This is a genomic window from Geodermatophilus sp. SYSU D00700, assembly GCF_054050255.1.
On the sequence record NZ_JBJGZA010000003.1, the window covers coordinates 25,009 to 39,386 of the forward strand.

Genomic DNA, 14,378 nt, shown 5'->3' on the forward strand with positions numbered 1-14,378 from the left:
GCGCGCTCAGTGCGGTGGCGGCGGTCCGGCCCCGTCCTCCACGCGGTGCCGGTGCAGGCGGGCGATCACCCAGAGGGTGACCGCGAGCGCCGCCGCGGTCACCGGCAGGCCGAGCACGAGCGAGGCGACGCCGAGCAGGTCCTCCTCGTTGGCGAGGTACAGCGGCGTCTGCACCGCGACCCGCAGCAGGAAGGTCAGCGCCCACAGCACGGTCAGCCAGCCGTAGGCGCGGACCACGCGGGGGTCGTCGCGCCAGTGCCGCTCGGGGGCGGGGTCGGTCGGGCGCTGCGCGGCCGCGGGCCCGGGCTCCGGCCCGGTCTCCGGGGCCGGCGCCGACCCGTGCTGCAGCCGGGCCCGGGCGGTGCCGACCCGCCGCCGCAGCCCGGGCAGGGAGTGCGCGGCCATGGAGCCCAGGTGGCTCGGGGCGAGGAACTCGGCGAGGACGCCGACCAGGGGCCAGCGCAGCGGCACCGACCCCAGCAGGACGACGCCGATGACGGCGTTGCGGATGATCCCGGGCACGAAGTAGTTGCGGGCCTGCCCGGACGCGGCCGCGATCGCGACGGCGATCGCCACGCCGAACAGGCCGCTGAACGCCTGCTGCACGCTCTCGCGGCGGACCAGGCGGAAGACCAGCACCAGGACGGCGGCGCCGATCGCGAACCACACACCGGTGCGCAGGCCACCGATCGCGTTGGCGACGATGAACGCCACGGTCGGCAGGGACGCGTCGACCATCCCGCGCCAGCCACCGAGCTGCTCGAGCACGAGGTGGCGGTCGAAGGTCACGGCCGGGCCGTCGTCCCCGGTCTCCTCCTGCGCTGCTGGTCCCCCGGGCTCACGCCGGCCGTCGTCGTGGGCCGGCGCCGTCACCCCGCGCTCAGCTCGTACCAGGGGTTGTAGATGACCTTGCGCCCGTCGAAGGAGGCGAAGCGTCCGCGCGCGGTCAGCGACCGCCCGGGCTCGATGCCCGGGATGCGCCGGCGGCCGAGCCACACGAGGGTGACCGAGCCCGAGCCGTCGAACAGCTCGGCCTCCAGGGTGGGGACGGTCTCGCGCGGGGTGTAGACGACCGACTTGAGCCGGCCGGTCACGGTGACCACGGCTCCCTTGCGGCAGGCGCTGACCAGCTCGCAGCCGGCGCGGTCGGTCTCGGCGCGCAGCTCCAGCGCGTCGATCGTGGAGTCGTCGGCGGTCAGCCGCTGCAGGGTGCGCGCGAGCCAGCCGCCGGGACGCGTCTGTGTCACGTGTCCAGCGTAATCCGGCATCAGGGGCTCGGACGCCGGCCGTCGCCCGGGTCGTCGCGGCGCTGCTCGAGCCACGCGCGGACCACCGCCCACGCCTCCCCGGCCGGGTCGATCGGCTCGAGGTGACCGCCTGCCACCAGGCGCACCTGCACCCGGTCGCCGGCCGCCGTCGCCGCCGCCGCGTAGCGCTCGCTCTGCTCGGGTGGCACGACGTCGTCGTCGGTGCCGTGCACGCACAGGACGTCGGCGCCGGTGGGCAGCAGCCGCACGGGGTCGGCGGCGGCGTAGCGGCCGGGCACCTCCCCGGGCTCGCCGCCGAGGAACTCCTGCGCCGCCCGGCGGCCCAGCGACCGCTCCGCGGCCCGGTCCAGGTCGACCACGCCCGCCTGCAGCACCGCCGCGGTCACCCGCACCCGCGGCCGCGCGCCCGGCGCGCCGTCGGGGAGCCGCCCGCGCCCGGCGGCCCAGGCGGCGAGGTGCCCGCCGGCCGAGTGGCCGACGACGGTCACGTCGGCGAGGTCGAGCCGGTCGCTCGGGGCCAGGTCGGCCAGCGCGTCGAGTGCGGCGGCGACGTCCTCCAGCGTGGCCGGCCAGCCGCCGCCCGCGCCCACCCGCCGGTACTCGACGGCGACCGCCGCCCAGCCCGCCGCGGCGAGGTCGGCGGCCAGCGGGCGGGCCAGCTCGACGCCGTACGCCGCGCGCCAGAAGCCGCCGTGCAGGACGACGGCGACGGGCGCCGGGTCGTCCGCGGCAGCCGGCAGCGTCAGCTCGAGGAACTGGTCCGGGTGCGGCCCGTAGGGGATCGTCCGCGGGCTCACGCGGCCGGGCCGGGAGCCGGCGGCTGCGGCGGGCCGCCCTGCGGCGCCGGCCGGGGCGCTGCCGGCCGCGGCGCTCCGGGCCGCTGGGCTGCCTGCTGCTGGGCCGCCTGCTGCTGGCGGGCGAGCTGCGCGGCGGCCTGCGGCGGCAGGGTGAGCGGCAGCTGCTCGCGCACCGGCATCGGATCGGTGCCGCGGACGACGACGATCTGGCGGAAGGCGTCCTCGAGGAGCGCGGCCGCGTCGGGGTCCTCGACGGCCGGGCCGCTGATCATCCCGCGCAGGAACCAGCGCGGGCCGTCGACGCCCAGGAAGCGGGCCGCCCGCCGCTGCGGCTTGGGCGGTGGACCGCCCGGCTGCGGGGGCGGCGTGACGAGGACGGTGCCGGCCAGCTCGGGGCCGAACGGGCCCTCGACCTCGGTGAGCCGCCCGCCCTGGCCCGACGCGCTCGTGGCGAGGTCGGCGCGGACGTCGTCCCAGATGCCGGCGGCCCGGGGTGCGGCGAAGGCCGAGACCTGCAGCAGCGAGTCGCCGTGGCGCAGCGTCGCGCCGACGACCTTCTGCTGCTGGTTGAGGTCGACCCGCAGCTCGGTGCCCGGGACGGCGGGCAGCCGCAGCGCACCGAGGTCGACCCGGGGCCGGCCGTCGTCGGGGGCGTCGGCGAGGTCGTAGGGGCCGGTGGTCTCCTCGACCTCCCGCTCACGGTGCTGGGGCTCGGGCGGCACGCCGCGCTCGCGCAGGCTGCGGTCGATCCGGTTGCGCCGTCGTCCGAAGGGCATCTCAGGCCTCCTCTGCCACCGGCCGGGCGGCGCGGCCGGTGGACCCGTGGCCGCCCTCGCCGCGGATGCTGGCCGGCAGCTCGTCGACCGGCAGGAAGCGGGCCCGCACCACCGGCTGCACCACCAGCTGGGCCACCCGCTCGCCGCGCCGCAGGGTCACCGTCGTGTCCGGGTCGAGGTTGACCAGGTTGACCTTGATCTCACCGCGGTAGCCGGCGTCGATGGTGCCCGGCGCGTTGACCAGGCTCAGCCCGTGCCGCGCGGCCAGGCCCGAGCGCGGGTGCACGAAACCGGCGTAGCCCTCGGGGATCGCCACGGCCACGCCGGTGCCCACCAGCGCCCGCTGGAGCGGGGCGAGCTCGACGTCGTCGGTGAGGGTGAGGTCGGCCCCCGCGTCGCCGGGCAGGGCGTAGTGCGGCGGCGTCGCGCCGGGCGCGGTCAGCCGCACCGGGACGTCGACGGCGGGGGGCACGGCGGGGGGCTCGACCACGACCGCGACAGTAATCGCGGGCTCAGGCCCGGTGCCGCCGCAGGTCGGCCCGGACGCGCCGGGCCAGGTTCTCCGTGGCCTTGAGGTTGCCGCGGCCCCCGATCGCGGCGCCGATCAGGAGGGGTGCGGCCGCCCCGAGGTTGCGCGCCAGCCGGCGGGTGAGCTGGCGGCTGAGCGTCCGCAGCCCCGCCGTGCCGAGCACCACGCCCATGCCCTGGCGCTCGCCGCCCTCGACGGCGCGCTGCGAGGTCCAGCTCGCGAGGTAGGCGGCGGCCCGCTCGCGGTCGGTGCCGACGGCGGGCCGCCCGTGGAGCTCGTGCAGCTCGCTGATCAGCACCACCTCGACGCCGGCGGTCAGCAGCGTCTCGGCGCCCAGCTCCAGCGGCAGGGCGACCAGCGAGGCGGGAGCGAGCCACTGCGCCGCGAACAGGCCGCCGGTGGCCGCCCCCACGGCGGTGGTCAGCCGGGCCGCCCGGGTGGTCAGCGCGTCGGCGATCTCCTCGTCGGTGCGCCCGGGGTGGGCCGCGCGCAACCGGGCGGCGTCGCGGATGGGCAACCGGGGCGCGGCGGTGGCGAGCAGCTCGCCCAGGACCGGGCCGAGGCCGCGGTCGCCGTCGTCCCCGGCCGGAGCCGTGCTGCCGGGCGGGTCCCCGCGGCGGGTGGCCGCGGCGGAGAGGGCGCCGACGACGTCGAGCAGCAGGCCGGCGGCCGACCGCCGGGAGCCGTCAGGGGCAGCGGTGTCGTCGTCGGTCCCGCCGAGCAGGCCGGAGACGGCGTCGGCCAGTGCGCGGGCAGCGCGGCCCAGGCCGGTGTCGGCGTCCAGCCAGGCCGGGCCGTCCTCCGGGGGGCCGGGGTCGGCCGGCCGCTGGACCGGCCGTGGCGGCGGGACGTCCCTGGGTGCGCCGGTGCGCCCGCTGTACCCGGTCATCGGCTGCTCCCTCCCCGTGCGTCCCGCCGCGCCTCCCCTGCAGGGTCCCACCCCGAGCCACGTGACGTGCTGGAACGGCCCCCTTGCAGGGTCCCGCCCCGAGCTCGCGAGGGGTGGGGGGCAAGGGGGTCCTTCGTCAGGCCGCGCAGTCGCGGCAGTAGTTCTCGCCGCCGCGGGTGGCGGCCAGGCGGCTGCGGTGCTGCACGAGGAAGCACCGCGAGCAGGTGAACTCGTCCTCCTGCTTGGGCAGGACGCGGACGGTCAGCTCCTCGTTGGACAGGTCCGCACCGGGCAGCTCGAGGCTCTCGTTGAAGTCCGTCTCGTCGACGTCGACCGAGCTGGACTGGGCCTCGGCACGCCGCGCCTTGAGCTCCTCGAGCGAGTCCTCGCCGAGCTCGTCGGCCTCGTTGCGTCGCGGGGCGTCGTAGTCGGTGGCCATGGGGTGTGCCCCTCCTCCGGGGTTCTCGCGGGCGGAACGCGCCCGCTTCGTCCGACGGCGGCGGGGTGCGCCACCGTCCTGTGCGGCCGACGGGGACGGCCGCTGGTCACGGTCCGGACCTGCTCCGGAGCGACCCGACGGTCGTCCCGGTGCGGGACCGGCAGCCCCCCAACGCCGTGCGGCCCCGGTTTGTGCCCGCCCGGAGGCCGTGGACACGCCGGGCGGCGCCCGGCCGGGGTCGGAGCCCCGGCGGGCGGGTCGGGAGGCGGAGTGCCGGAGGTTACCCTGCGGCCCGTGTCGAGTGCCGTGGGAGCTGACCCCGCCGTCGTCGGTCCGTACCTGGCCTCCGCCCTGGGCGACGAGCGCTGGCGCGAGGTGACCATCGAGCTGATCGCCGCCGGCATGTCCAACCTCACGTACGTGGTCACGCCGGCCGGCGGCACGGCCGACGACGCGGTGATCCTGCGCCGCCCGCCCACCGGCGCGGTGCTGGCCACGGCGCACGACATGGCGCGCGAGCACCGGGTGATCAGCGCGCTCGGGCCGACCGACGTCCCGGTGCCGCGGACGCTGCACCTGTGCACCGACCCCGGGGTCCTGGGCGCGCCGTTCTACGTCATGGAGCGGGTGGTGGGCCTGCACGTGGTCAACGAGCTGCCGGAGGGCTACGCCGACCGGCCGGAGCAGCGCCGGGCCATCGGCGACGGGCTGGTCGACGTGCTCGCCGACCTGCACTCGGTCGACCACCAGGCGGTCGGGCTGGGCGACTTCGGCCGGCCGGAGGGCTTCCTCGCCCGGCAGGTGCGCCGCTGGAGCAGGCAGTGGGACGCCACCCGTGACCGCGACCGCCCGCAGATGGACGCCCTCGCCGCCCGGCTGGCCGAGACCGTCCCGGCCACCCAGCGCCACGGCATCGTCCACGGCGACTACCGGCTGGACAACTGCCTGCTCGACCCGCAGCGCCCCGGCGGCATCCGTGCGGTCCTCGACTGGGAGATGTCGACACTGGGCGACCCGCTCACCGACATCGGGATGCTGTTCGTCTACTGGCCCGAGGCCGGCGAGACCCGGCCGGTGCTCAGCCCGGTGACGACGCTGCCCGGGTTCCCCACCCGCCGCGAGGTCGCCGACCGCTACGCCGACCGCAGCGGGCTCGACCTCGGCGATCTCACCTGGTACGTCGGGTTCGCCTACTTCAAGTTCGCGGCGATCGTCGCCGGCATCGTCGCCCGCTCGGCGGCCGGCGCCATGGCGGGCAAGGACACCTCCGGGTACGCCGACCGCATCGACCCGTGCGTCGAGCTGGGACGCGCCGCGCTGGAGGACGGTGTCCTCTGAGGTCGGCGGCCCCGCCTAGACTCCGCGCGACCCGCCGGTCCGGTCCGGGCGGGCGCCGAGGAGGACGAGCGTGAGCACCACCACCGACAGCCCTCCGGTGCGGCGCCGCGACCGCCGCCCGGTGCCGCCGCTGGTCTTCCTGCTCGTCCTGGCCCTCGCCGCCCTGGGCGTGTGGTGGAAGGTGCTCTCCGACGAGGGCAACCGCGCGGAGGCCGACGAGGCCGCCTGCGCCACCGCCGAGGCGGCGCCGCCGTCGCTGGACCCGAGCACGCTGTCGGTGCGCGTCTTCAACGCCACCGACCGCGCCGGGCTCGCCCAGGAGGTCGCCGCCGAGCTGCAGGGGCGCGGGTTCGTCGTCGAGGAGGTCGCCAACGACCCCTCCGAGCGCGAGGTGACCGGGAGCGGCGAGGTGCGGCACGGTCCCCGCGGCGACGAGGCGGCCCGCTACCTGGTGCTGTTCCTGCCCGGGGCCGGCACGTTCCTCGACACCCGGGCCACCGCCCAGGTCGACCTGGTGATCGGCCCGGACTTCGCCGGGCTGGCCCCGCCGGAGCAGGTCGCCGCGACCCTCAGCCCGATCGCCAGCGCCGAGGCCGCCTGCTCGGAGGCATAGAGGCGCTCCGAGGTCCCGATCAGGAGTCGTGCAGCCGGTCGAGCAGCGCCAGCAGCGGCTCGGCCACGGTCTCCGGGACGGCGACCGCCATCGGCTCGGCGAACGGCCGCCCGGGCAGCCCGGTGACCACCAGGCCCGCCTCGGCGGCGACCAGCGCGCCGGCGGCGTGGTCCCACGGCTTGAGGTCCAGCTCGTAGTACGCGTCCACCCGCCCGGCCGCCGCGGCGCAGAGGTCCAGCGACGCGCAGCCGTACCGGCGGATGTCGCGCACCTCGGGCAGCAGCTGCGCGAGGACCGCGCCCTGCGCCCGGCGCTGCTCCACCCGGTAGCCGAACCCGGTGGCCACGAGCGTCTGCCCGAGCTCCCGCGGGCGGTTGCCGGACAGTCGCACCGGCGCGGGCGCCTCGCGCGTGGAGAGGAAGGCCCCGCCGCCGGCCGTGGCGGTGAACAGGTCCCCGGTGGGGACGTCGAGGACCGCCCCGGCCACGGTGACGCCGTCGGCCTGGGCGGCGATCGACACCGCGTACCCGCGCAGGCCGTAGAGGAAGTTGACCGTCCCGTCGATCGGGTCGACCACCCAGCGCACGCCGCTGGTGCCCGCGCGGTCGGCGCCCTCCTCCCCGAGCAGGCCGTCGCCGGGCCGGGCGCCGAGCAGCCGGTCGGTGATCAGCCGCTCGGCCGCGGTGTCGACGGCGGTGACGACGTCGGTGGGGCTGGACTTGACGTCGACGGCGGCCGCGGCCGAGCCCCGCTCACGGGTGACCAGCGCGGCCGCCTCCCGGGCGGTGGCGACGGCCAGGTCGAGCAGGGCCACGGGTGACGCGGGGGCACTCACCCGGGCGATCCTGCCCGAGCCCCCCGGCCGCGTGCGGCGCCGGTCACTACTGTGGCCGCCGTGCAGGGGTTCGGCGTGGACATCGGCGGCAGCGGCATCAAGGGGTGCCTGGTCGACCTCGAGGAGGGAGCCCTCGTCGGGGAGCGCATCCGCGTGGAGACACCGCAGCCCTCGTCGCCGGCGGCCGTCTACGACGTCGTCGTGGGGATCGTGGAGTCCTTCGGCTGGACCGGGCGGATCGGCGTCACCTACCCCGGCGTCATGAAGCGCGGCGTGGCGCACACCGCGGCCAACATGGACAAGGGCTGGATCGGCACCGACGTCGACGCCGGGCTGAGCGCGCTGGTGCCGGGCACGGTCGAGACGCTCAACGACGCCGACGCCGCGGGGCTGGCCGAGATGCGCTACGGCGCCGGCCGTGACCGGCAGGGCGTCGTCCTGCTGCTCACGTTCGGCACCGGCATCGGCAGCGCGCTGTTCGTCGACGGGCACCTGGTGCCCAACACCGAGTTCGGCCACATCCAGGTCGACGGCCACGACGGCGAGAAGAAGGCGTCTGCCGCCGCGAAGGACCGGGAGGAGCTCAGCTACCCGCAGTGGGCCAAGCGGGTGGACCGCTACCTCGACGTCCTCGAGGGCAGCGTCTGGCCGGACCTGATCATCGTCGGCGGCGGCGTGAGCAAGAAGGCGCACAAGTGGGTGCCGCTGCTGTCGACGCGCACGCCCGTGGTGCCGGCGCAGCTGCAGAACGACGCGGGCATCGTGGGGGCCGCCCTGGCCGCCGCCGAGCGGCTGGAGCCCTGAGCCGGGACGCGGATCGCGAGCCGACCCTTCCGGGCGACCGGGCGCCGTTCGAGGCGCTGGTCACACGGCGTCACGCCGTTACAATGGAGGAGCCCCAGCCCGTCACCACCCAGCCGGGAGTCATCCCCCCTCCCCCCCGCGGCCAAACACCGCGCCGGTCCCCGGGGCCCCCGGTCACCGGCCGACGGCAAGGGCCGCTACCCGGGAACCACACTGCTCCCGGGGAACGCACCGAGCACGGGAAGGAACCCTGAGTGCCCGCCGACAAGCCTGCACCGGACACCGAGGCCGCGAGCAGCACCCGCTCCCGGACGGTGGCCGCGAGCACCCGGCCCTCCCGGACTAGCACCCCCGTGGGGGTCACCGACGGCGGGACCACCAAGCCCGCCGCCCGGAAGAGGACCTCGGCCAAGCCCGCCGCGACGAGCACCAAGAGCGCCGCCAAGCCGAGCATCAGCCCCTCCCCGGGCGCCGGTGAGGGCACGGTGCTGACCGCGGTCGCCACCGACGACTCCGCCGTCGCGGTGATCGACGCCGGCGCCGAGGGCCTCACCCTCGACGAGACCGTGGTCGCCGGTCCGGACGGCGCCGAGCCCGCCGAGGTCCCGGCCGCCGAGGAGGCCGCCGCCGAGGGCGGCGACTTCGAGTGGGACGACGAGGAGGAGTCCGAGGCGCTCCGGCAGGCCCGCAAGGACGCCGAGCTCACCGCCTCGGCCGACTCGGTCCGCGCCTACCTCAAGCAGATCGGCAAGGTCGCCCTGCTCAACGCCGAGGAGGAGGTCGACCTCGCCAAGCGCATCGAGGCCGGCCTCTACGCCGCGGAGCGGATGCGCCAGGTCGAGGAGGAGGGCCAGAAGCTCTCCCCGCAGATGCGCCGCGACCTCAACTGGATCATCCGTGACGGCGAGCGCGCCAAGAACCACCTGCTGGAGGCCAACCTCCGCCTGGTGGTCTCCCTCGCCAAGCGCTACACCGGCCGCGGCATGGCGTTCCTGGACCTCATCCAGGAGGGCAACCTCGGCCTCATCCGCGCCGTCGAGAAGTTCGACTACACCAAGGGCTACAAGTTCTCCACGTACGCCACCTGGTGGATCCGGCAGGCCATCACCCGCGCCATGGCCGACCAGGCCCGCACCATCCGCATCCCGGTGCACATGGTCGAGGTCATCAACAAGCTCGGCCGCATCCAGCGCGAGCTGCTCCAGGACCTGGGCCGCGAGCCCACCCCGGAGGAGCTGGCCAAGGAGATGGACATCACCCCGGACAAGGTGCTGGAGATCCAGCAGTACGCCCGGGAGCCCATCAGCCTCGACCAGACCATCGGCGACGAGGGCGACAGCCAGCTCGGTGACTTCATCGAGGACTCCGAGGCGGTCGTCGCGGTCGACGCGGTCAGCTTCACCCTGATGCAGGACCAGCTGACCAGCGTGCTGCAGACCCTCTCCGAGCGGGAGGCCGGCGTCGTCCGGCTGCGGTTCGGCCTCACCGACGGTCAGCCGCGCACGCTCGACGAGATCGGCCAGGTCTACGGCGTGACCCGCGAGCGGATCCGCCAGATCGAGTCCAAGACGATGTCGAAGCTGCGCCACCCCAGCCGCTCCCAGGTGCTGCGCGACTACCTGGACTAGGCGAAGGACCTCCTCGCCCCCCGGCCCTCGCTCCGCTCGGGCCGGTCCCCTGCGAGGAGGCCGTTCCAGCAGGCCGCCACGGCCCCCGACCCCAGCGGTCGGGGGCCGTCGTGCCGGTGTGTGTTCCGGCCGCGTTGCGGGATGGTCACGATCTCACCCTGCCGGGCGGACGACGCGGTGTACCGCGGCACCGGCCGGGTAGACGGCGTAGCGTGGAGGACGTCGAGACAGCAGCGGACCCACGGCAGCCGGAAGCCATCCGGCGCACCGGCACCACCAGCACCACGAACTGACAGACCAGCACCACCCAGTGACGTCCCTGCTGAACCCCCCACCAGTCCCAGCGGCCACCGGCTCACCACGACCGGCGAGTCGGCCGCCGTGACGGGAGGCACGGGAACAGGAGGATCCATCCTGGCGCTGTGCAGGAGGCCGATCCGCAGCCGCGGGTCCGTGCGGTAGAGAGCGAGTGATGACCCAGATGACCCAGACGCTGACGACGACCCCCGCCGCCGACGACCTGGTCGTGCCCTTCCACTGCGACCGGTGCGGCGCACTGGCCAAGGTGCGTGTCGTGCTCGCCAGCGGTAGCGACCTCGTCTTCTGCGGGCACCACGCTCGCGAGTACGAGTCCAAGCTCCGCGACATCGCCGTCGACATCATCGAGACCGACGGCGAGCAGCGCCTCACGAACTGACGGAGGCGCTATCGTCGCTCCCAGCGATGAAGCCCTCACCCGACGCCGCCGCCGGCGTCCCCGTATCGCCTCGCGCGTACGGGGACCCGGCGGCTCCGTCGTTCCCGGGGACCCCCGGTCGACGGCGACCCGAGGAACCCCCGATGCCGCAGCACCCTGCCCCCGCCCCCGAGGCCACCGCGCCGGAGACCACCGAGACCGGCGGCTTCTCCGACGACACCCGGCCGGTCCCGCGCGACCGCGGGCCGGTCGGTCCGGACACCCCTCTCCCGCCGGCGCCTCCCGCGGCCGCCGCCCCCGCCGACACGGCCGGGGAGCCCGCAGCCGGGGATGCCGCGCTCGCCTCCGCCGAGGACGCGGGCCCGGTCGCCGCACCGGCCACCCCGGCCGCGGACGACGCCGGCGGCGAGACCCCCGCGCCCGACCCGGTGGACGACACGGTCACGCTGACCGGCGGCCCCGCCGCCGACGCCGGCACCGACGCCGACGCGTCGCACGCCACCGAGCCGGTCGACCTCGCCGAACCGGTCCCGGCCGCACCGTCCGGCACCGCACCGTCCGGCACCGCACCGTCCGGCACCGAGCCCGCGGACACCGACCTCTCCGACACCGTCACGCTGTCCGGAGCCGCGGTGCCGGCCGGCCCGCCTCCCGCCCCCGCCCCGGTGTCAACCACGCCCACCGGGACTGCCGGCGACGCCGGCGGGCCGCCCGCACCCCCGGCCGGCCCGAGCCGCCCGCGCCGTCCCTGGTGGCGCCGTCCCGCCGCGCTCGTCCCCGCCGGACTGCTCGCCGTGCTCGGCGCCGGCTACGGCGTCGACCTGCTGGTGGCCGGGGACGACGTCCCCCGCAACACCGTCGTCGCCGGCGTGGAGATCGGCGGCCTGTCGCGCGCCGCGGCGGCCACCGAGCTCGAGGAACAGCTCGCGCCGCGGGTCGCGGCCGACCACGTCGTCGTCGCCGACGACGTCGAGACCACCCTCTCCCCCGCCACCGCCGGGATCGCCCTCGACGTCGACGCGACCGTCGACGCCGCCGGCGACCAGCCGCTGAACCCGTGGACACGCCTGGTGTCGCTCGTCGACGAGCGCGAGGTCACCCCGGTGGTCACCGCCGAGGAGACCTCGCTGGCCGCGCAGGTCGACACCATCGCCACCCAGGTCGACCGCGCGCCGGTCGACGCCACCGTCGTCCTCGAGGGCACCACGCCGTCGGTGGTCGAGCCGGTCGACGGGCGCACGCTCGACCGCGAGGGCGCCGCCGACGCGATCACCACGGCGCTGGCCTCCGGCGGCGACCCGCAGACCCCGATCGAGCTGCCGGTCGACGTCACCCCGGTCCGGGTCGGCGCCGAGGAGGCGCAGCGGGTCCTCGACGAGACGGTCACCCCCGCGCTGGCCGCCCCGATCACCGTGACCAGCCAGGACGGCGCCACCTCGGTGGAGATCCCGGCCGAGGCCATCGCGGCGTCGCTGACCTTCACCCCGCAGGACAGCGGTGAGCTCGCCGTCGCCGTCGACCCCGCCGCGCTGCAGACGGCGATGGGCGAGGACTTCGCGGCGTTCGGCACCCCGGCCCAGGACGCCCGCTTCGAGATCACGGGCGAGACCGTGCGCGTCGTCCCCTCGGTCGACGGCACCGGCGTCGACCCGGACGCCCTGGCCGGCCAGCTGCTCGAGGTGCTGCCCGACCCCGCCCCGCGGACGGTCACCGCCGAGCTCGGCGCCGTCCCGGCCGGCCTCACCACCCAGGAGGCCGAGGCGCTGGGCATCCGGGAGGAGGTCAGCTCCTTCACGACCACGACGACGAACAACGCCAGCGCCACCAACATCCGCACGGTGGCCGCGGAGGTCGACGGCGCCCTGGTGCTGCCAGGCGAGACGTTCAGCCTCAACGGGTACACCGGCCCGCGCGGCACCGCGCAGGGCTACGTGCCGGCCAACGTGATCAGCGGCGGCGAGCTGTCGACCGCCGTGGGCGGCGGGATCAGCCAGTTCGCCACCACGATGTTCAACGCGGTCTTCTTCGCCGGCCTCGAGGACGTCTTCCACAAGCCGCACAGCTTCTACATCAGCCGCTACCCCGCCGGTCGCGAGGCCACGGTGTACGAGGGCCAGATCGACCTGCAGTGGCGCAACGACACCGACACCGGGATCTACGTCGACACGCAGTGGACCCCCGGTGCCTCCGGCGGGTCGATCACGGTCACCTTCTACGGGACCAAGCGCTACGAGATCGAGGCGCTCGAGGGTCCGCGGCGCAACGTCCGCACCCCGGCCGTGCAGGAGAAGGTCGACGACGGCAACTGCATCCCGCAGGGCGGCGCGCAGGGCTTCGACGTCACGGTGACCCGGGTCTTCCGCGACCTGCAGTCGGGCGCCGAGGTGCGCCGGGAGACCTTCGAGACGTCCTACGCGGCCGAGGCGGTCATCCGGTGCGTGGCCCCGCCGCCGGCCGACCCGGCGCCCGTCCCGCCCGCGCCGGACGCCGCGACGCCGCCGGCCGAGCCCACGGCCTGACCGCGCCGACCCCGGCTCCGGTCTCGTCCGACGGGGGGACACCGGTCCCGGCCGCTGCCCGGCGGCAGCGGCCGGGCCGCCCGGGCGTGCACACTGGCCGGGTGAGCACCGTGCGGGCCGGCGGGCCGCCCCGCACCGGCGGGCCGGCCGGGGACGGCCGCGCCGTCCCCGCACCGGACCCCGTCGCCGCCCCCGCCGGCTCCCCGGTCCCGGCCGACCCGGTCCCGGCCGACCCGGGGACCGGTCGCGCCGAGCCGCCCGCGCCGGGGCGGCTCGACCACTGGCCGGCGGTGGTCCGGGTGCCGCTGCAGGTGCTCGGCCGCACGGTGGCCAAGGCGTGGCAGGACCGGATCCTGGGCCTGTCCGGCGAGGCCGCGTTCTGGCAGATCCTCTCGGTGCCGCCGCTGCTCATCGCGCTGCTGGGGTCGCTGGGCTACCTCGGCGACTGGATCGGCGCCGAGGCGGTGCAGACCATCGAGGACACCCTGGTCGACGCCTCGAGCGAGGTGCTCACCGCCGACGTCGTCGACACGCTGGTGCGGCCCACGCTCTCCGACATCCTGACCTCGGGGCGGCTCGACGTCGTCAGCCTCGGCTTCCTGCTGACCCTCTGGGCCGGCTCCTCGGCGACCGCGACGTTCATGAACACGATCGTGATCGCCTACGACCAGCGCGACGTCCGCGGGCCGATCGCCACCCGGCTCATGGCGCTGTGGCTGTTCGTCGTCGGCCTGGTGCTGGCGGTGCTCATGCTGCCGCTGCTGGTGCTCGGCCGCGGGGTGCTGGTCGGGCTGCTGCCGGCCGAGTGGCAGGACACCGCCACCATGCTGGTCAACGCCGTCTACTGGCCGCTGGTGGTCGTGGGCCTGCTGCTCGCGCTGACCAGCTTCTACCACGTGGTCCTGCCCCGGCGGCTGCCCTGGCGACGGCACCTGCCGGGCACGCTGCTGGCCGTCGGCTTCTTCATGGTGGCCGCGACCCTGCTGCGGCTCTACGTGTCCGACATCCTGGTCGCCGCCCTGCCCTACGGAGCGCTGGCCACCCCGATCGCGGCGCTGCTGTTCCTGTTCTTCTTCGGCATGGCCGTGCTGCTCGGCGCCGAGCTCAACGCCGCCATCCAGGAGCGCTGGCCGGCGCCGCTGCGCCGGCACAGCCGTCGGGCGCAGCGGCGCCGGGCCGCCGAGCTGGAGGCGGAGGCCAGGCGCCTCGGCCTCCGCTGACCTGCTGGGACGGCCCCTCGCAGGGA

The 14,378-nt window shown here is 76.2% G+C and carries 15 protein-coding genes; 7 read left to right on the plus strand and 8 right to left on the minus strand.

What is annotated here, in order from left to right; all coding sequences use genetic code 11:
• Positions 1-6: 6 nt before the first annotated feature.
• The 7 genes from ACI79V_RS03410 to ACI79V_RS03440 form a co-directional block, all read right to left on the minus strand.
• Positions 7-789 carry a DUF3159 domain-containing protein gene (locus ACI79V_RS03410; protein WP_456886827.1) on the minus strand — a complete coding sequence of 261 codons (783 nt, stop codon included), beginning with the start codon at positions 787-789 and terminating at the stop codon, positions 7-9.
• An 80-nt stretch (positions 790-869) separates the two neighbouring features.
• The gene (locus ACI79V_RS03415) at positions 870-1,247 is read right to left on the minus strand and encodes an OB-fold nucleic acid binding domain-containing protein (protein WP_456874684.1); all 378 of its coding nucleotides are present in this window, start codon (positions 1,245-1,247) and stop codon (positions 870-872) included.
• Positions 1,248-1,267: 20 nt separating this feature from the next.
• Positions 1,268-2,065, minus strand: a complete 798-nt coding sequence (locus tag ACI79V_RS03420; RefSeq protein WP_456886829.1) for an alpha/beta hydrolase family protein — start codon at positions 2,063-2,065, stop codon at positions 1,268-1,270.
• Positions 2,062-2,841 carry a DUF3710 domain-containing protein gene (locus tag ACI79V_RS03425; RefSeq protein ID WP_456886830.1) on the minus strand — a complete coding sequence of 260 codons (780 nt, stop codon included), beginning with the start codon at positions 2,839-2,841 and terminating at the stop codon, positions 2,062-2,064. Before ACI79V_RS03425 ends, ACI79V_RS03420 begins: the two co-directional genes overlap by 4 nt.
• 1 nt (position 2,842) lies before the next feature.
• On the minus strand, positions 2,843-3,331 hold the full coding sequence (dut, locus tag ACI79V_RS03430; RefSeq protein ID WP_456886832.1) for a dUTP diphosphatase: 489 nt from the start codon (positions 3,329-3,331) through the stop codon (positions 2,843-2,845).
• A gap of 22 nt (positions 3,332-3,353) precedes the next feature.
• Positions 3,354-4,259 carry a hypothetical protein gene (locus ACI79V_RS03435; RefSeq protein WP_456886834.1) on the minus strand — a complete coding sequence of 302 codons (906 nt, stop codon included), beginning with the start codon at positions 4,257-4,259 and terminating at the stop codon, positions 3,354-3,356.
• Positions 4,260-4,395: 136 nt separating this feature from the next.
• On the minus strand, positions 4,396-4,698 hold the full coding sequence (locus tag ACI79V_RS03440; protein WP_075015036.1) for a DUF4193 domain-containing protein: 303 nt from the start codon (positions 4,696-4,698) through the stop codon (positions 4,396-4,398).
• Between the two features lie 294 nt (positions 4,699-4,992).
• Between ACI79V_RS03440 and ACI79V_RS03445 the strand changes: the two genes are divergently transcribed.
• Both ACI79V_RS03445 and ACI79V_RS03450 read left to right on the plus strand, forming a co-directional pair.
• Entirely contained in the window at positions 4,993-6,036 is a 1,044-nt protein-coding gene (locus ACI79V_RS03445; RefSeq protein ID WP_456886836.1) for a phosphotransferase family protein, read from the plus strand.
• Between the two features lie 70 nt (positions 6,037-6,106).
• Positions 6,107-6,649: a LytR C-terminal domain-containing protein gene (locus ACI79V_RS03450; RefSeq protein ID WP_456886838.1), complete on the plus strand. Its 543-nt coding sequence runs from the start codon at positions 6,107-6,109 to the stop codon at positions 6,647-6,649.
• 19 nt (positions 6,650-6,668) lie between these two features.
• On the opposite strand, the gene ACI79V_RS03455 is transcribed toward ACI79V_RS03450, so the two are convergent.
• Positions 6,669-7,484, minus strand: coding sequence for an inositol monophosphatase family protein (locus tag ACI79V_RS03455; protein WP_456886839.1), 816 nt, complete (start codon positions 7,482-7,484; stop codon positions 6,669-6,671).
• Positions 7,485-7,544: 60 nt separating this feature from the next.
• Between ACI79V_RS03455 and ppgK the strand changes: the two genes are divergently transcribed.
• From ppgK to ACI79V_RS03480, 5 genes are all read left to right on the plus strand, one after another.
• Complete coding sequence (gene ppgK, locus ACI79V_RS03460) at positions 7,545-8,288, plus strand: polyphosphate--glucose phosphotransferase (protein WP_456886840.1); 744 nt, start codon at positions 7,545-7,547, stop codon at positions 8,286-8,288.
• A gap of 254 nt (positions 8,289-8,542) precedes the next feature.
• Complete coding sequence (locus ACI79V_RS03465; RefSeq protein WP_456886842.1) at positions 8,543-9,916, plus strand: RNA polymerase sigma factor; 1,374 nt, start codon at positions 8,543-8,545, stop codon at positions 9,914-9,916.
• Positions 9,917-10,388: 472 nt separating this feature from the next.
• Complete coding sequence (locus tag ACI79V_RS03470) at positions 10,389-10,613, plus strand: DUF7455 domain-containing protein (protein ID WP_456874674.1); 225 nt, start codon at positions 10,389-10,391, stop codon at positions 10,611-10,613.
• A 143-nt stretch (positions 10,614-10,756) separates the two neighbouring features.
• Positions 10,757-13,132, plus strand: coding sequence for a VanW family protein (locus tag ACI79V_RS03475; protein WP_456886844.1), 2,376 nt, complete (start codon positions 10,757-10,759; stop codon positions 13,130-13,132).
• A gap of 101 nt (positions 13,133-13,233) precedes the next feature.
• On the plus strand, positions 13,234-14,352 hold the full coding sequence (locus ACI79V_RS03480) for a YihY/virulence factor BrkB family protein (protein ID WP_456886846.1): 1,119 nt from the start codon (positions 13,234-13,236) through the stop codon (positions 14,350-14,352).
• Positions 14,353-14,378: the final 26 nt, after the last annotated feature.